This window comes from Mesorhizobium sp. M0189 (genome assembly GCF_040322135.1).
GTDB lineage: Bacteria > Pseudomonadota > Alphaproteobacteria > Rhizobiales > Rhizobiaceae > Mesorhizobium.
Map to the genome: position 1 here is coordinate 314481 of NZ_JAMYSW010000001.1, position 17641 is coordinate 332121.

The window sequence follows — 17641 nt, forward strand, 5'->3', positions numbered from 1 at the left end:
GATCAGCTTCCCTTGCGAAGCTCCTTCTTGGCGAGGACGTGCGACGCCAGCCAGCCGAGGATGGCCACAACGAGACCGATGACCAGGGCGATCAGCAACCGCTCGTGGCGGGCCAGCGCCTGGCCGACGATGCGCTCCGCGCCCAGCCCGAAGACATAACCGACAGTGCAGAACAGTGCCGCCCAGACTACCGACGAGATGGCGTTGAGGATGACGAAGCGCGCTGCGGCGATGCCCGACAGCCCGGCTGCGATACCACCGACCAGGCGCAGGCCATAGATGTAGCGGTTCGACAGCACGAAAATGTTGGGATGAGAGGTGACAAGGCGGTAGGCGTGGCTGAAACCCGGCCGGGCTCGGAGTCCGATCACGAATTTATGGTCGGCGAAGCTCCGTCCCAGGATGAAAAAGAACGTGTCGCCACCGAAGGCGCCGAGCGCCGCCGCGAGGAAGGCCTGCCACGGGACGAAGACATGCTGATGCGCAAAGAAACCGCCAAGGATGGCGGCGCTTTCGCCCTCGGCGACGCAGCCCAGAAAAACCGCGACCAGCCCATATTGCTCAATGAGACGATGAATGGCTTCCGTCATGAAGACGTCCGCTGCTTCGACAGAATCTCGTCGATGCGCTTCACCTGCTCGGCCAGCCGGGCGATCTCGTCTCGCATGCCGATGATCTGGCTGTGGCGCAGTTCGTCGAGCTTTTCATGCAACGCCATGATCTCGATCTCGGCCTTGAGATTAACCTCATAGTCGTGGGCGGCGTCGATACGATCGCGCTCGGTCTGGCGGTTCTGCGCCATCATGATCACTGGCGCCTGCAGGGCAGCAACCATGGAAAGCACGAGATTGAGGAAGATGAAAGGATAGGGATCGAAGGCGGCGCGCGACAAGAGCCAGACATTGCCTGCCGTCCACAGGATCAGGAAGCCAATGAATGTCAGGATGAAGGACCACGAACCGCCGATCCGGGCGATGGTGTCAGCCAGGCGGTCGCCAAACGTCTGGTGAAAGGCGACGGCCTTGTTGGTGTCCTTGGAGATCGTGGTGCGCTCGAGCGTTGATTGCAGCACCCGGCTTTCGAGCGCGCTGAGGCCGTCCGGCTTTCGCTTCAGCCAGCGGTTTGCCAGGTCCTCGATCGTTTTGTTCATCGTCGCCTCCGTCGTCAGCGATAGAGGTAGAAGCTGCCGGTTCATACGGGAAGTGGTAGATTGACGCGATGGGGTCAGGAAACAATGGTGGATTTTCAGAAGATTCGCGCCCGTGCGGCGAAACGCAAAGGCGGTGAGGCAGCGCTGACGTCGCTGCTGGGCCCTACGCCCGACAATGCCGCGCTGGCAAAGATTGCGGATGACCGGATCCTGTCGACCATGGCCGAACGGGTCTTTGCCGCCGGCTTCGTCTGGCGCGTCATCGAGCAGAAATGGCCAGGTTTCGAGGAAGCATTTCTTGGCTTCGAGCCGAAGCGGCTGCTGTTCCAGCCTGACGATTTCTGGCACGATCTCACCGCCGACAAGCGCCTCGTGCGCAATCCGCAGAAGATCAAGTCGGTACGCGACAACGCAGCCTTCGTCGAGCGCGTGTCGAAGGAGCATGGCAGCTTCGGCAAGTTCCTCGCCGACTGGCCGGCCGGCGATCAGGTCGGGCTGATGGCTTATCTCGGCAAGCACGGGAGCCGGCTCGGCGGCAATACCGGCCAGTATTTTCTGCGCTGGCTGGAGTGGGACGCCTTCATCGTCTCGGCCGACATGGCGGCAGCGCTGCGCGACGCCGGGCTCGACATCGCGCAGAGCCCGACATCGAAGAAGGACCTAGACAAGATCCAGGTGCAGATCAACGCCTGGGCGGCGGAGACCGAGCTGCCGCGCCGACACATTTCGCGCATTCTGGCAATGTCGATCGGCGAGAACCATCCGCCGGAGGCGCTACGCGAATATATGGGCGAATAGGACCGATTGTTTGGTCCAAACGAACGCCATTGCCCGACGAATTTTGCCGCGCTAAACCCACAGGCATGATCGACAAGACCGCTCCAGACATATTGCGCATCGCCGTCGCCCAGCTCAATCCGACGGTCGGCGACGTCGCCGGCAATCTTGCCAAGGCGCGCGAGGCGAGGGCGGATGCCGCCCGCCAGGGCGCCGATCTCGTGCTGTTCACCGAGCTTTTCCTGGCCGGCTATCCGCCTGAGGATCTGGTGCTGAAGCCCGCCTTCCTGAAGGCCTGCGAGCGGGCTGCCGAGGACTTCGCCGGCGATACCGCCGATGGCGGCCCGGGCGTCATCATCGGCACGCCGCTGAAGCGCAAGACCGGCACGCACAATTCGATCATCTTTGCCGATGGCGGCAAGATCCTTGCCGAACGCTACAAGCTCGATCTGCCGAATTACGGTGAGTTCGACGAGAAGCGCGTCTTCCAGGCCGGACCCGAGATCCAAGGGCCGGTCAATTTCCGCGGCGTGCGGGTGGGAGTGCCGATCTGTGAAGATATCTGGGGCGAGATTGCCGTCTGCGAGACGCTGGCCGAAAGCGGCGCGGAAATCCTGCTGGTCCCGAACGGCTCGCCCTATTACCGCGGCAAGGTCGACGTCCGCCACCAGATCGTCATCCGCCAGGTCATCGAATGCGGACTGCCGATTATCTATGCCAACCAGCTTGGCGGCCAGGACGAGCTGATCTTCGACGGCGCGTCGTTTGCCATAGGCTCTGACAAGACGCTGGCCTTCCAGATGAGCCAGTTCGAGGAGACGGTCAACGTCACCACCTGGAAGCGAAAGAATGACGTCTGGGTCTGCTCTGACGGACCGATGTCGAAAATCCCGGAGAAGGAGGAGGCCGACTATCGCGCCTGCATGTTGGGCCTGCGCGACTACGTCAACAAGAACGGCTTCAAGAATGTCGTGCTCGGCCTTTCCGGCGGCATCGATTCGGCGATCTGCGCGGCACTTGCCGTCGATGCGCTCGGCGAGGAACGGCTGCGCGCCGTGATGATGCCTTACCGCTACACTTCGACGGACTCGCTCAAGGACGCCGAGGACTGCGCCCGCGCGCTCGGCTGCCGCTACGATATCGTGCCGATCTTCGAGCCGGTCGAGGGCTTCCTGCACACACTGACGCAGCTTTTCGAGGGCACCAAGGAAGGCATCACCGAGGAAAACCTGCAGAGCCGGGCCCGTGGCACCATCCTGATGGCGATTTCCAACAAGTTCGGCTCGATGGTGGTCACTACCGGCAACAAGAGCGAGATGTCGGTAGGCTACGCCACGCTCTATGGCGACATGAATGGCGGCTTCAACCCGATAAAGGACCTCTACAAGATGCAGGTCTATGCGTTGTCGCGCTGGCGCAACGCGCATGTGCCGCCGGGCGCGCTAGGCCCGTCCGGCGAGGTGATCCCGAACAATATCATCGACAAGGCGCCCTCGGCGGAACTGCGCGAGAACCAGACCGACCAGGATTCGCTGCCGCCCTATCCAGTGCTCGACGACATATTGGAGTGTCTGGTCGAGAACGAGATGGGTGTCGACGAGATCGTTGCGCGCGGCCATGACCGGGCGACGGTGACGCGCGTCGAGCACCTGCTTTACGTCGCCGAATACAAGCGCCGGCAGGCAGCGCCCGGCGTGAAGATCACCAGGAAGAATTTTGGCCGCGACCGCCGCTATCCTATTACCAACCGGTTCAGGGATGGCGGGTAGGCGATTGGCTGCATAACGGTTTAGCCATGGCCAACTTTGAAATCAGCTTCGACCTGTCGCAGATCGACTTCCGGGCGACGTCCGACATTTTGAAGGAGAGCTATTGGGGCAGCGGCCGCAGCGATGAACTGCACCGCCGCGCCTTTGCCAACTCACTGTGCGTCGGCGCCTATGTCGGCGGCAATCAAGTCGGCTTTGGCCGGGCGATCACCGACCGTACGGTATTTGCCTATCTCGCCGACATCATTGTCTGGCCCGGGTATCGCGGGCAAGGCATCGGGACCCGGCTTGTCCAGGCGCTTATCGACCACCCGGATTGCAAGACTGTCACCCACTGGAGCCTGTCTACCAACGATGCCCACGCGGTCTACGAGAAGCTCGGCTTCAGGCCTTCCACCGACGGCCGCTATATGCGCCTCGACCGCGTCCCGGCAGCCTGAACAGAGGCAGCGCACAACCGACCGTTGTTGCAAAATCGTCTCACTGGTTGGACCAGATGCGCTTTCGACCATCTACTGACTTGGGGCGGCGTTGAGGCGTCTCTATAAACGCCTTTCCGCGATCCCCTTGGGGAGGACCGAAATGCCAGGATTTGACATCGTTATGCGAGGCCGCGAAGCCTAGGTCCCAATCGGTGAGCCCGAAGGTTCTTACCTTTGCGGCGAAGCCGAGCTGAGAACAGGCGTTCGTCGATGCCGGTCGCCGCCCGTATTCGGGCGAGCCGCCAAATGTGCCGAACCTCCGCTTTCCTTGGGTGCTAATTCGCCCGACGCGGTTTTTTCAATTTCGACCTTTCCGGGATCGGGCTCGTTTGCGCCCGAATGACATCATGGCTCGTTTTCGAATAGATTTGCGCGCGGGCGCCTTTCGCAGCGTTCTTGGTTTTACGCTCAGTCATTGGCGGCGCCAGCCGTGGCGGCTTTCGCTGATCATGGCCACATTCCTGCTGTCGACCCTGGCCGACGTGCTGACGCCGCTCTATTCCGGCCGGCTGGTCGACGCCGTTGCCAGCAGTGCCACTGCCGACGATGTCGCATGGAATGCCGCGACGGCTGCCTTTTCGATGCTGGTGGCCCTGGCGCTCACCGGTGTCGTGCTGCGCAATCTCGCCTTCATGGCCATCGTCGAACTGACCCTGAAGATGATGGCCGACATCGCCGCCGATGCCTTCCACCGCGTCCAGCGCTTCTCCACCGACTGGCACGCAAACAGCTTCGCCGGATCGACGGTGCGCAAGATAACGCGCGGCATGTGGGCGCTCGACCTGCTCAACGACACGATCCTGATCGCGCTGCTGCCGTCGGTCGTCATGCTTGTCGGCTCGACGCTGTTGCTCGGCTGGTTCTGGCCGCTGATGGGCGCGGTCGTCGCGACGGGCTCGGTGCTGTTCATCGCCGTGACGACGATGCTGTCGCTCGGCTATGTCGCCCCCGCGGCAAGGCTTGCCAATGCGTGGGATACGCGGCTTGGCGGCTCGCTGGCCGATGCGGTGAGCTGTAATGCCGTGGTCAAGGGTTTTGGCGCCGAGGAGCGCGAGGAGACACGGCTTGCCGACGTCGTCGCCAAATGGCGCGCACGCACGCGGCGCACCTGGGTGCGCGGCACCGTCAACGGCACCACGCAAGGCACGATGCTGCTGCTTTTGAGGGCAGCGGTCATTGGGTTCTCACTGCTTTTGTGGTCGTGGGGGCAGGCGAGCGCCGGCGACGTCGCCTTCGTGCTGACCTCATTCTTCGTGCTGCAAGGCTATCTGCGCGACATCGGCACGCATATCCGCAATCTGCAGCGCTCGATCAACGATATGGAGGAACTGGTCGACTTCCAGTCCGAACCACTCGGCATCGAGGATCGGCCCCGCGCCAAACCGATCCGGATCACCGATGGCCGTATCACCTTCGACAATGTCACGTTCCACTACGGCAACCATCGCTTGCCGCTTTATCGCGACTTTTCGGTGGATATCGCGCCGGGCGAGCGGGTCGGGCTGGTTGGCCATTCGGGCTCCGGCAAGACGACATTCGTCAAGCTGATCCAGCGCCTCTATGACGTGACTGCGGGCAATATCCTGATCGACGGCCAGGATATTGCCAATGTCGCGCAGGCGTCGCTGCGCGCACAGATCGCGATCGTCCAGCAGGAGCCGATCCTGTTCCACCGGTCGCTGGCTGAAAACATCGCCTATGCCCGGCCGAGCGCCACGCAGGCCGAGATCGAGCACGCGGCGCGCTTGGCCAGCGCGCATGACTTCATCGCCGATTTGCCGAAAGGCTATGGCACGTTGGTCGGCGAGCGTGGCGTAAAGCTGTCGGGCGGCGAGCGTCAGCGTGTTGCAATCGCACGCGCCTTCCTCGCCGATGCGCGCATCCTCATCCTGGACGAGGCAACGTCGAGCCTCGATTCGGAATCGGAGGTGCTGATCCAGCAGGCGATGGAGCGCTTGATGGTCGGCCGCACGACGCTGGTCATCGCCCACCGGCTGTCGACCGTGCGCGCGCTGGACAGGCTTCTGGTGTTCGATCGCGGCCGCATTGTCGAGGAGGGATCGCATGACCAACTGATCCGGCTGCAAGGCGGCATCTACCGCCGGCTGTTCGAACGTCAGGCGCTTGAGCTGACCAAAGGCCTGGTGATCTGACGGTTACGGCGCGGCGCGTCTTAATGGACGCGCGGCGCTGCCGTCTTTTCTTCGTCTTCGTCATGTTCTATGTCTGCCGCAGAGCGCGGGGGCGCGTCTTGTCAACAGCAAAACCATCCGGTACGCCCCGCTCATGACAGTTACCGTCCGTTTCGCCCCGTCACCGACCGGCCGCATCCATATCGGCAATGCGCGCACCGCTTTGTTCAACTGGCTGTTCGCCATCAAGAACAAGGGCCGCTTCATCCAGCGCTTCGACGATACCGACGTTGCCCGTTCGACGCAGGAATTTTCCGACGCCATCCTTTATGATCTGCATTGGCTGGGCATCTTCCCCGATGCCACGGAGTATCAGTCGCGGCGGGTCGAAATCTATGATGCCGCACTGGAAAGGCTGAAGGAGGCCCGCCTCGTCTATGCCTGCTATGAGACGCCTGAAGAGCTCGACCTGAGGCGCAAGGTGCGCCGCACGCGTGGCCTGCCGCCAGTCTATGGCCGCGAGGCGCTGACGCTGGCACCCGAGCAGGTCGCGGAATATGAGGCCGATGGCCGGCGGCCGCACTGGCGCTTTCTGCTGCCCAACTTCAGCAGCGATCCGCTGCAGCCGGAGCGCACCGAAATCCACTGGAACGACCTGGTGCGCGGCGAGGAGACCGTCGACCTCGCCTCGCTTTCAGATCCCGTTCTGCGGCGCGAGGACGGCACCTATCTCTACACACTGCCTTCGGTGATCGACGACATCGACATGGGCGTCAGCCATGTCATTCGTGGCGACGACCACGTCACCAATACCGGCGTCCAGATAGCCCTGTTCCGGGCGCTCAGCGCCGAGCCGCCGGTGTTCGGCCACCACAATCTTCTGACAACAGCATCAGGCGAGGGGCTTTCCAAGCGCACCGGCGCGCTGTCCATACAGAGCCTGCGTGAGAGCGGCATAGAGCCAATGGCGGTCGCTTCGCTGGCGGTACTCGTCGGTACCTCGGAAAACGTCGTGGCGGTGCCGACGATGGCTGAACTTGCCGAGCGCTTCGATCCGGCGGCAACATCGAAATCCGCCGCCAAATTCGATCCGGACGAGCTCTTCGTGCTCAACCGCACGCTGCTGCACCACATGCCCTTTTCCGAGGCGCGCGACCGGCTGATCGTGCTCGGCATCTCTGGCGAACAGGCCGAGCCTTTCTGGCTGGCGGTGCGCGGCAATCTCGACAGGCTGGCCGATGCGGCGATCTGGTGGCGCACACTTCGCGACGGTCCAGAGGAGCCGGCGGAGTTTTCCGACGATGACCGCGACTTTCTTCGCCAGGCGTTCGAACTGCTGCCGGAGGAGCCTTGGAACGGCACCGTCTGGAAAGACTGGACCGGCAAAATCCGAGCGGCGAGCGGCCGTAAGGGCAAGGCGCTGTTCATGCCGCTGAGGCTGGCGCTTACGGGACAGCCTTCGGGTCCGGAGCTTGCAGATCTGTTGCCGCTGCTGGGTCGGGAAGGAACGTTGGCCCGACGACCCTGACCTTGCGCTGTTCGGGCGGCGGCAGGGACGTCAGCGAAGGCACGGGTTTGACGGCAAGGCGTCTGATCGCCTCACGGTCGAGGCCGCCTTCCGCGTTGGCCAAGGTCTCCGGGTCGGCGCCCGGATCAGGCCTGGCAACCGGCACCGGAATGAACGGAGTGGTCTCCACGTTCGCTTCGGATCGTTCCGGGCTGGGCGGGTTGCCGGCGATGATTTCGAAATTCTGCGCGGCATTGCAGCCGCATGCCGGCGGCCGTGGCATGTCGGACTGCTTGTAGAGGTAGGCCGTCGGCAGTTCGATATAAGGCCTGCCGGTCACCGAAGACGTCATGGACGCCGAATCGCTGTTCATGCCGCGCGTGTAGAAAACCTGCATCTCGGTGCCGGGGCAGCTCGATTCGCAATTCTTCTGGTCGCGCTCGAAATCGCCGAGCGAGGCAGCATTCGACATCGGGAAGAAATAACCGTCGCAGGTCCGCACACACATGGTGCGGAATTCTCCTCGCGGCTGGCCCATGTCGGCGTTGTTGAGCAGGGTGCGGATGTTGCCCGGCTGACTTAGCTCTTCAGCCTGGCTGGGCTCTTCACGCTGGTCGGGCGCATCGGATTCACTGCCCAAAAGCTGCTCGAGCAGGTTTCCGTTGCCGTTTTCATCGCTGGCTTCGCGAACCGGTGCGGGCTTTGATGGCGCCGCTTCGTCGCGGCAGCCATTGGCGTCAAGCGAGGTCAATATGCGCGCGCGATCGCGTCGCGAACCACCGCTGTCAAGCTCAGCGCGCTTGGCCTGCAAGTCGTCGAGATTGGCAGCCATGCGATCGATGGTGGCGTCGAGTGCCGCGCATACGTTGGCGTTGCGGCGAGACAGCGAAAAGCCGCAGCCGGCGCTGCTGGATTGGCTGACGGCCTTTGAAATCTGCTGGCGCTGCCGGGCGATCGCGTCGTCATATTTCCTGAGCAAGGCCGGTTTGCCGCCGCCACCACGAGAAGCGGCAGCAAGATCGGCTTCAAGCTGGCGGCAGAGGCGGGAGGCGGCCTGCGCCTGAGTGACGGCGATGTCGCACAGTAGCAGGGCACCGAGCAGCGCGGCGGCCCGCGTCAGCTTCCAACGTGCGCCCGTCATCGCTCCGGAACTCCGCCTGTCTGCCGTTCTGAAAGCTACCGCGCTTGCGGTTAAGCGTTTGTTTAGCATATCGCTGATTCCGGCTTCAGCCCAAATCGGCGATGGCTTGCGCCTTGTGCGCGGCTTCGACCACAACCAGCGCGTCATATCGACCACGCCGCACGGCATACTCGGACATTGTCAGGACCGCGACACCCTGGCGTTGCACGAAAAAGGCGTATTCGCCCAGAAGAATGCCTGGATCCAGCAATGCCCGGAGGCTTGGCATGACCGCGATTACCCGTCGAGCCGCAGTGCAATTTGGTCTTTTGTGCCTGGCGATGCCGGTTGCCATGGCGCAGGAAAAGCCCATCACGCCGGATTGGGGCACCAAATTGGTCGAAGCCGCCCGTGAGCAGATCGGCGTCACCACGCTCTACGATCCGACCTATACACGCCTGGCCTATCCGGGCGGGGACGTTGAGCCCGAGCGGGGTGTGTGCACGGATGTCGTGATCCGTGCCTATCGCCGCGCCTTCGATCTCGATCTGCAAGAATTGGTGCATGAGGATATGCGGGCCAATTTTGCCGCCTATCCGAAGGCTTGGGGCCTGAAAGCGCCCGACCGCAACATCGACCACCGCCGTGTGCCCAATCTTGCGGTCTATTTTGAGCGGCGCGGTGCTGCCTTGCCCGTCAGCCAAGACCCCGCCGACTATCGGCCTGGGGATCTCGTCGCCCAGATTGCTGCCCGGCAATCTGTCGCATATTGCCATCGTGTCGTCCAATCGCTCCACTGTGGTGCCGACAAGAGGGCTGGTCATTCACAATATCGGTGGCGGCGCCAGGGAAGAGGACACTTTGTTTGCCTTCAGGCAGACAGGGCATTTCCGGTTCGGGCCAATCTGAGAAAGCCCACGGCTAGCCCAGATCGACGATGGCTTGCGCCTTATGCGCGGCTTCGACCACGGCCAGTGCCGTCATATTGACGACGCCGCGCGAGGTGACCGACGGCGTCAATATGTGCGCCGGGCTGTCGGTGCCGAGCAGGATCGGGCCGACATGCAGCGCGTCCATCATCGTGCGCAGCGCGGTCAGCGTGATGTTCGCCGAATCGAGATTGGGGAACACCAGCAGATTGGCTTCGCCCTTCAGCCGCGAATGCGGATAGACGCGCTGGCGCAGCTGCTCCGATAGCGCCGAGTCGGCATGCATCTCGCCGTCGCATTGCAGGTCGGGCGCGATGCGCGCCAAGATCGCCGCCGCCTGCCGCATCTTCATGGCGCTTGGCGAATCGCGGGAGCCAAAATCCGAATGCGACAGCAGCGCTGCCTTGGGCTCGATGCCGAAACGCTGAATCTCCTCGGCCGCCAAAACGGTCATCTCAGCAATCTCCTCGGCGGTCGGATCGACGGAGACATGGGTGTCGGTGAGGAAAATGATGCCGCGCTGCGAAATCAGCATGGAAAGCGTCGACAGGTCGCGATCCTTGATGCCGGCGCGCGGCCCGATGATCAGCGTCACGTTGCGCAAATGACGCTCGAAACGGCCCTCAAGGCCGCAGACCATGGCGTCGGCGTCGCCGCGCTTCAGGGCAAGGGCGGCGATCACCGTATTGTCGGTGCGCACCATGGTGCGCGCCGCTTCCGTCGTCACCCCACGCCGGCCGGCAAGCTCGATCAAAAGGTCGACATAGTGGCGGTAACGCGGATCGTCTTCCGGGTTGATCAAGCCGAAATCGACGCCCGGCTTGATGCGCAGCCCGTAGCGCTTCAGCCGCACCTCGATGACATGCGGGCGGCCGATCAGGATCGGTTCGGCAATGCCTTCCTCGAGCACGACTTGCGCGGCGCGAAGTACGCGCTCGTCCTCGCCATCGGCATAGATGACGCGCTTGGCGCTCGACGTCTTGGCCATCGAGAATACCGGCTTCATGACCAGGCCGGAGCGGAAGACGAAGCGGTTCAGCTTGTCGACATAGGCGGCGAAATCGGTGATCGGCCGGGTCGCGACGCCGCTCTCGCAGGCTGCCTTGGCGACGGCAGGGGCAATGCGCAGGATCAGTCGCGGGTCGAAAGGTGAGGGGATCAGGAACTCCGGGCCGAAGATCGGCGTCTCGCCGGAATAGGCGCGCGCGGCAACGTCGGACGGCTCTTCGCGGGCAAGCGCTGCAATCGCTCGCACCGCGGCCATCTTCATCTCTTCGTTGATGGCGCTTGCGCCGCAATCCAGCGCGCCACGGAAGATGTAAGGAAAACAGAGTACGTTATTGACTTGATTGGGGAAATCGGAGCGGCCCGTGCAGATCATCGCGTCGGGCCGTGCTGCCCGTGCCGCTTCCGGCATGATCTCGGGATTGGGGTTGGCCAGCGCCAGGATCAGCGGCTTGGGCGCCATGTGGTGAAGCAATTCCGGCTTCAGCACGCCGGCGGCAGACAGGCCGAGAAACACGTCGGCGCCGGGCAGAACGTCGGCCAGCGTGCGCGCTTCGGTATCCTTCACATAAGGATCTTTCCAGCGGTCCATCTCCTCGACGCGGCCCTTATGGGCGACGCCGAACCGGTCGGTGACCCAGATGTTTTCGACCCGCGCGCCGAGCGAGACCAGAAGGTTGAGGCACGCAAGCGCCGCAGCACCTGCCCCCGACGTGACAATCTTGATGTCGGAGATGGACTTGCCGGCGAATTCCAGCCCATTGAGCACGGCGGCGGCGACGATGATGGCGGTGCCGTGCTGATCGTCATGGAAGACCGGTATGCCCATGCGCGCTTTCAACTGCTCCTCGACCTCGAAGCACTCGGGCGCCTTGATGTCCTCAAGGTTGATGCCGCCGAAGGTCGGTTCCAGCGCCGAGATCGTCTCGACCATGCGCTCGATGCCCGGTGCATCGATCTCGATGTCGAAGACATCGATGCCGGCGAACTTCTTGAACAGCACCGCCTTGCCTTCCATCACCGGCTTGGAGGCGAGCGGTCCGATATTGCCGAGGCCCAGCACCGCCGAACCGTTGGTGACGACGCCAACAAGATTGGCGCGGGCTGTATAGTCTGCGGCAGTTGCCGGATCGTCGCGGATTTCAAGGCAGGGGGCGGCGACCCCGGGCGAATAGGCAAGCGCCAGGTCGCGCTGATTGCCGAGCGGCTTCGTCGCCTGGATTTCAAGCTTTCCGGGCCGGGGGTGCTTGTGGAAGTAGAGCGCTGCTTCGTCCAGGTCGGATCGCGCCGCCTTCTTGCTTTCGCCTGTCATGACGGCCGCCTCCCTGCGATCCTGCCTTGAAGCCTTTTAACATGCAGAATTGGTTTTTCACGATGCCAAATGACGCAACCGCCATTTTGCCTTGCGAAACGAGTAAAATCGATTTGTTTCAGTTAGTTGTGCTAAAATCCTGCCGCGCTATTCAGGTCTTTTCCTCTCCGCTGTTCAGAACGCGCTGACGTAGAGGCCGCCGTCGACCGGTATGTTCTGTCCGGTCAGGTAACCGGCGTGAACCGAGCACAGGAAGGCGCAGATCTGGCCGAATTCCTCCGGCGTGCCGAGTCGCTTGGCCGGAACGTTGGCCGCGGCCTTGGCTTTGCGCGCGGCGGCGGCGGCCGGGTCTTCGGGTGTGCCGGCCTCATGCGGGCCGCGCAGCCGGTCGGTATCGAGTTTTCCCGGCAGCATGTTGTTGATCGTCACATTGCGGTCGATCACCGTCCGCGCGACGCCTGCCAGGAACGACGTGAGGCCAGCGCGGGCTCCGGACGACAGGTCGAGGCCGGGGATAGGAACATAGACCGACAGCGAGGTGATGTTGACGATGCGGCCGAAGCCGCGCGCCGCCATGCCGTCGATCACGGCCTGAACCAGCTCGACAGGGGTCACCATGTTCTGGGTGACGCCTTCGAGGATCTTTTCCCGATCGAGCGCACGGAAATCGCGAAGCGGCGGACCGCCATTGTTGTTGACGAGGATGTCGGGATCGGGGCAGGCGGCAAGCAGCGCCTTCTGGACGTCGGGTTTGGATACGTCGCCGACGATCTCGGTCACGCTGACGCCGAATTTCTCGCGCAGTTCGGCGGCGGTTTTGGCCAGCACGTCGGCGTTGCGGCCGTTGACGACCAGATCGCAGCCTGCCTCTGCCAGCGCCATGGCGCAACCGCGTCCCAGCCCCTTGCTCGAGGCGCAGACGATGGCCTTCTTGCCGCGAATGCCGAGATCCATGGTGATTTTCTCCTCTGATTGCCGCGGCAACCTACCCGTATGGCTGGACCAATCGCAACCGTCATACGGTTGTTGCATGAATCGGGGCATAGCCTCACGCGAAAGCAACGGTGACAAATGATGTCTGGCGCAGAGCCCCGCACTTTCCGCAGCATGTTCATCTCCGACGTCCATCTCGGATCGAAGGCGGCGAAGGCCGAGTTCCTGATCGATTTCCTGCGCCATCACGATGCCGATATCATCTATCTCGTCGGCGATATCGTCGACGGCTGGCGCTTGAGACGGAGCTGGCACTGGCCGCAGAGCCACAATGACGTGGTCCAGAAATTGCTGCGCAAGGCGCGCAAGGGCGCCAGCATCACCTACATCGCCGGCAACCATGACGAGTTCGCGCGGCAGTTTCAAGGTGTGCATTTCGGCGGCATTGTCGTCGCCGATCGCGCCGTCCACGAGACCGCCGATGGCAAACGCCTTCTTGTCATCCATGGCGACCAGTTCGACACCGTCGTCCACAATGCGCGCTGGCTGGCCTATCTAGGCGACTATGCCTATGACGCGGCGATGCTGGTCAATCGCGTCATCACGCGCCTGCGCCAAGTGCTCGGCCTGCCTTACTGGTCGTTCTCGTCCTGGGCCAAGGTCAAGGTCAAGAAGGCGGTGAATTTCATCGGCTCGTTCCAGACCGTGCTGAGCGAGGAGGCGCGCCGCTCGCATGTCGACGGCGTGATCTGCGGGCACATCCACCATGCGGCGATCGAAAGCTACGAGGACGTGCAGTACATCAACACCGGCGATTGGGTGGAGAGCTGCACGGCGGTGGTCGAGCATTTTGACGGCCGGATGGAGATACTGCATTGGGCGCATGTCCTGCCGGAGACTCCGGTCGGCAGCGAGGTGCTCGTGCCGATCGACATCAAGGGCAGGGCAGTCCAGGCGGCTTGACCAAACCCGGCCTCACCTCGCTTTAATCGGTTAGTCCAGCGGTTTCATCCACTTTTTCGCCGTGTTATGCAGCGGCTGGTGTGGTGGGCCGACCCGGCTGAATGCCGTGCCGACGGATCGCCTGTTAATGTCCTCGCTGCCGCCGCTTTCGCCCGAACAGCTCGTCAAGCCACGCCATTTCGAACTGCGCATGAGCTTGATCTTCTTCACGCTCTTCGTTCCGCTCGGAACGCATGTGCCCTATTTCCCGCTGTGGCTGCAGGCGAAGGGGTTCCATGCCGAGCAGATAGCCGTGATCCTCGCTGCGCCGATGTTCCTGCGCGTGGCGACGACGCCTTTTCTTACCGCTCTGGCAGACAAAGCGAGCGACCGCGCCAATGTCTATGTCGCGCTGGTCGCCGCATCGCTGATCCTGTCGGCCGGTTACTTCCTGCCGCCGACCTACGCAATGGTACTTGCCGTGTCATTGGCGCTGACGGTCGTCTGGACGCCGCATTCGCCGATTGCCGATTCGCTCGCCCTTTCAGGTGTTCGCCGCTTCGGCTCGAACTACGCCGGCATGCGCAAATGGGGCTCGATCTCCTATCTCTGCGCCAATCTCGCCGGCGGTTTCATCCTGTCGGCGAGCGGTGCCCAGGCTGTCCCAGTGATCATCTTCGTGTCGTTATGCGCCGCGCTAGCCGCCGGACTGATTGCGCCGCGCCTCGGCCGTCCGCGCCGCGCCTCGCCGCTTTCAGCCGCCGACATCCAGCAATCGGCACCGAAACTCCTCAACCGGTACTTCCTCTACTTTTCGACCGGCGTCGGCATCATCACCGCCAGCCACGCATTTCTCTACGGCTTCGTGTCGATATACTGGAAGTCGATCGGCATCAGCGATTCGGTTGTCGGGCTGCTGTGGGGGTGGGGCGTCGTCGCCGAGATATGCATGTTCGTCGTCTTCACCCGGGCTTTCGCCTCCTTCTCGGTCGTCTCGATCATGCTGATTGCCGGGATAGGCGCGATCGTGCGCTGGATTGCCTTCCCCCTGATCTGGCCGCTCGGGCTTGGCGTTGGCGGGTTCTTCGCGATCCAGACACTGCACGCCGTCTCGGTGGCGCTGGTGCTGATCGGCCTGCAAAAGATGATCGGTGAGACAATCGCGGAAGAACGCACCGGGGCGGCGCAAGGCATCGCCTATTTCTCCAACGGCTTCTTCATGGCGGTGGCAACGCTGATTTCAGGTCCTCTTTACGATCGCTTCGGCGCGAATGGCTTCTTTGCGATGATCCCCATCGCCCTGACGGGCCTGGCGCTGATCGGGCTTGCCGCGCGTTCAGCCCCACAGCGCTGGCTCGGGCGGTGACACCAGCGAACCTTGGTAGACGAGACCTGGAACGCGGTCGCAGGCTAGCAGCAACGGACCGTCGAGATCGACGAAATCGGCATCCTGCGCCAACAGCACGGCCGGCGCCATCGCAAGCGATGTGCCGACCATGCAGCCGACCATGACGCCAAGACCCAGTTCGCGGGCGCGGTCGCGAAGCACGAGTGCTGCGGTCAGGCCACCCGATTTGTCGAGCTTGATGTTGATGGCGTCGTAGAGGCCGACAAGCGCGTCGAGGTCCTTCGCCTCGTGCACGCTTTCGTCGGCGCAGATCGGCACCGGATGCGCGATGTGGCGAAGAATACCGTCATGTCCCGCCCGCAGCGGCTGTTCGATCAAGGCGATACCGTGCTCGGCGGCAAAGGCGAGGTTTGCGACGATATTGTCGTCATTCCAGCCCTCATTGGCGTCGAGAATGATTCGGCTGTCGGGTGCCGCCGCCGTCACTGCACGGATGCGGGCGATGTCGTTGTCGCCGCCGATCTTGACCTTGAGCAGCGGGCGCTGGGCGTTGGCGCGGGCTTGCGCCGCCATCGCCTCGGGCTCGGCGAGCGACAGTGTGTACGCCGTCTCAAGCGCCCGTAACGGAACGGTTCGTATCATATGCGCCACCGGTGTTCCGCTGATCTTCGATTCCAGGTCCCAGAGCGCGCAATCGATGGCATTGCGTGCCGCACCCGCAGGCATGGCACCGAGCAGGGCGGTGCGGCTGATGCCGCCCGCGATCTCACCGCGCATCGCCTCGATCGCGTCGCGCACACCCTCCACGGTCTCGCCATAGCGCTTGTAAGGGACGCATTCGCCGCGCCCGGTATGGCCGTCTTCGCTGATGGCGCAGGAAATCACCTCAGCCTCGGTCTTCGAGCCGCGCGAAATGGTGAAGGTCCCGGCAATAGGAAAGCGCTCGGCCTCGACCGAAATGACACGCGCCATATTTTTCTGCTCCGGCTGTGCAACAAGGAGGATATCGGCAAATCGACAGGTCGGCCCCGTCAGGCTAAACAGGACGCCATGTTGACCATCCGCAAACGCGACGCAAGCGGCCCTGCCAAGGAGCCCGACCACCAGCCGCGCATCGCGATCGGCGAGGAGGGCGGCGTTCTCGGCTGCGCTTTCTCGGGAAGCTGGACGACACGCACCGTGGCGCTGGTCGATGCCGAGATGCGCAAGATCGAGCAGCGCAGCGGCTTCAAGACGCTGGCGCTCGACCTCTCACAAATCGAAAAGATGGACACTGCCGGAGCATGGCTGATCGACCGCCTGGTCAGCAGCTTCGAAAAGAAGGGCGTCGAGATCACGATGCAGGGGCAGAGCGAGATCGCCTCGATCCTGCTTGGCGCCGTCGGGGACGCCGTTCGACGCGAGCCCGAATCAGGTCCGGCAAAGCCGCCCAACTTCATCATTCGCGGGCTCGAGGCGGTTGGCCGGCGCGTTTATGAGATGCGCGACGATTTCCTGGCCGCAATGAACATCCTCGGCGCCACGATACGCGGCTCGCAGATGAAGCTTGGCCGCGGCCATGCCGTCAACATGGCGGCGATCTTCAACCAGATCGATCGCATGGGCGTTGGCGCCATACCGGTGGTTGTGCTGATGTCGGCCATTGTCGGTGCGATCGTCGCCCAGCAAGGCGCCTATCAGCTCAGCTATTTCGGCGCCGATATCTTCGTCGTCGACTTGGTCGGCGTGCTGATCCTGCGCGAGCTCGGCGTGCTGATGACGGCGATCATGATCGCCGGCCGCTCCGGTAGCGCGATCACCGCCGAGATCGGCTCGATGAAGATGCGCGAGGAGGTCGATGCGCTGAAAGTGATCGGCCTCAATCCAATCGGCGTGCTGGTGTTTCCGCGGCTGGTCGCGCTGGTCGTCGCGCTACCTTGCCTGACGATCATCGCCAACTTTGCCGCGCTGGGCGGCGGCATTTTGGCTGCATGGCTCTACTCCGATATTGCACCGGCAGCGTTCATTGACCGGCTGCGTGTCGCAATCGACCTCAGCACCATCTTTGCCGGCCTGATCAAGGCGCCTTTCATGGCCATGATCATCGGCATAATTGCCTCGGTCGAGGGCATGAAGGTTGGCGGCAGCGCCGAATCGCTTGGCCAGCATGTGACCGCCTCAGTGGTGAAGTCGATCTTCGTGGTCATTATCCTCGATGGGCTTTTCGCCATGTTCTATGCAGCGATCGAGTTCTGA

At 62.8% G+C, this 17641-nt stretch carries 16 protein-coding genes; 9 read left to right on the forward strand and 7 right to left on the reverse strand.

Annotation, left to right across the window (positions count from 1 at the left end):
• Positions 1 to 2: 2 nt before the first annotated feature.
• The gene (locus tag NKJ09_RS01480) at positions 3 to 590 is read right to left on the reverse strand and encodes a DedA family protein (protein WP_023720087.1); all 588 of its coding nucleotides are present in this window, start codon (positions 588 to 590) and stop codon (positions 3 to 5) included.
• On the reverse strand, positions 587 to 1150 hold the full coding sequence (locus NKJ09_RS01485; RefSeq protein WP_023720086.1) for a DUF1003 domain-containing protein: 564 nt from the start codon (positions 1148 to 1150) through the stop codon (positions 587 to 589). Before NKJ09_RS01485 ends, NKJ09_RS01480 begins: the two co-directional genes overlap by 4 nt.
• Before the next feature lie 84 nt (positions 1151 to 1234).
• Here NKJ09_RS01485 and NKJ09_RS01490 point away from each other — a divergent pair, with 84 nt between their 5' ends.
• The 5 genes from NKJ09_RS01490 to gltX all read left to right on the forward strand — a co-directional run bounded on the left by NKJ09_RS01490 (position 1235) and on the right by gltX (position 7838).
• Positions 1235 to 1948 (forward strand): DNA-3-methyladenine glycosylase I, encoded by a 714-nt coding sequence (locus NKJ09_RS01490; protein ID WP_352609125.1) that lies wholly within the window; start codon positions 1235 to 1237, stop codon positions 1946 to 1948.
• A gap of 65 nt (positions 1949 to 2013) precedes the next feature.
• The gene (locus NKJ09_RS01495; protein WP_352494564.1) at positions 2014 to 3696 is read left to right on the forward strand and encodes an NAD+ synthase; all 1683 of its coding nucleotides are present in this window, start codon (positions 2014 to 2016) and stop codon (positions 3694 to 3696) included.
• 26 nt (positions 3697 to 3722) lie between these two features.
• Complete coding sequence (locus NKJ09_RS01500) at positions 3723 to 4136, forward strand: GNAT family N-acetyltransferase (RefSeq protein WP_352482216.1); 414 nt, start codon at positions 3723 to 3725, stop codon at positions 4134 to 4136.
• 389 nt (positions 4137 to 4525) lie between these two features.
• A complete protein-coding gene (locus NKJ09_RS01505; protein WP_352494565.1) occupies positions 4526 to 6331 on the forward strand; it encodes an ABC transporter ATP-binding protein in 1806 nt (601 codons plus the stop codon).
• A 133-nt stretch (positions 6332 to 6464) separates the two neighbouring features.
• On the forward strand, positions 6465 to 7838 hold the full coding sequence (gltX, locus tag NKJ09_RS01510; protein WP_352482218.1) for a glutamate--tRNA ligase: 1374 nt from the start codon (positions 6465 to 6467) through the stop codon (positions 7836 to 7838).
• On the opposite strand, the gene NKJ09_RS01515 is transcribed toward gltX, so the two are convergent.
• The gene (locus NKJ09_RS01515) at positions 7756 to 8958 is read right to left on the reverse strand and encodes a DUF2865 domain-containing protein (RefSeq protein ID WP_023720080.1); all 1203 of its coding nucleotides are present in this window, start codon (positions 8956 to 8958) and stop codon (positions 7756 to 7758) included. The two genes, gltX and NKJ09_RS01515, sit on opposite strands and share 83 nt — an antisense overlap.
• A gap of 85 nt (positions 8959 to 9043) precedes the next feature.
• Entirely contained in the window at positions 9044 to 9292 is a 249-nt protein-coding gene (locus tag NKJ09_RS01520; RefSeq protein WP_352494566.1) for a hypothetical protein, read from the reverse strand.
• On the opposite strand from NKJ09_RS01520, the gene NKJ09_RS32465 reads away from it, so the two are divergent.
• Positions 9291 to 9926 carry a DUF1287 domain-containing protein gene (locus NKJ09_RS32465; protein ID WP_502901310.1) on the forward strand — a complete coding sequence of 212 codons (636 nt, stop codon included), beginning with the start codon at positions 9291 to 9293 and terminating at the stop codon, positions 9924 to 9926. The two genes, NKJ09_RS01520 and NKJ09_RS32465, sit on opposite strands and share 2 nt — an antisense overlap.
• Here the strand turns inward: NKJ09_RS32465 and NKJ09_RS01535 are convergent.
• Both NKJ09_RS01535 and NKJ09_RS01540 read right to left on the reverse strand, forming a co-directional pair.
• Entirely contained in the window at positions 9859 to 12183 is a 2325-nt protein-coding gene (locus NKJ09_RS01535; RefSeq protein WP_352482220.1) for an NADP-dependent malic enzyme, read from the reverse strand. The genes NKJ09_RS32465 and NKJ09_RS01535 overlap by 68 nt on opposite strands.
• A 174-nt stretch (positions 12184 to 12357) precedes the next feature.
• Positions 12358 to 13137 (reverse strand): SDR family oxidoreductase, encoded by a 780-nt coding sequence (locus NKJ09_RS01540; RefSeq protein ID WP_023720073.1) that lies wholly within the window; start codon positions 13135 to 13137, stop codon positions 12358 to 12360.
• Between the two features lie 153 nt (positions 13138 to 13290).
• Here NKJ09_RS01540 and NKJ09_RS01545 point away from each other — a divergent pair, with 153 nt between their 5' ends.
• Both NKJ09_RS01545 and NKJ09_RS01550 read left to right on the forward strand, forming a co-directional pair.
• A complete protein-coding gene (locus NKJ09_RS01545; protein WP_502896861.1) occupies positions 13291 to 14079 on the forward strand; it encodes a UDP-2,3-diacylglucosamine diphosphatase in 789 nt (262 codons plus the stop codon).
• A gap of 127 nt (positions 14080 to 14206) precedes the next feature.
• The gene (locus tag NKJ09_RS01550; protein ID WP_352494568.1) at positions 14207 to 15424 is read left to right on the forward strand and encodes an MFS transporter; all 1218 of its coding nucleotides are present in this window, start codon (positions 14207 to 14209) and stop codon (positions 15422 to 15424) included.
• Here NKJ09_RS01550 and dgcA read toward each other — a convergent pair.
• Complete coding sequence (dgcA, locus tag NKJ09_RS01555) at positions 15395 to 16378, reverse strand: N-acetyl-D-Glu racemase DgcA (RefSeq protein WP_352494569.1); 984 nt, start codon at positions 16376 to 16378, stop codon at positions 15395 to 15397. The genes NKJ09_RS01550 and dgcA overlap by 30 nt on opposite strands.
• A 78-nt stretch (positions 16379 to 16456) precedes the next feature.
• On the opposite strand from dgcA, the gene NKJ09_RS01560 reads away from it, so the two are divergent.
• Positions 16457 to 17641, forward strand: coding sequence for an ABC transporter permease (locus tag NKJ09_RS01560; RefSeq protein WP_023720069.1), 1185 nt, complete (start codon positions 16457 to 16459; stop codon positions 17639 to 17641).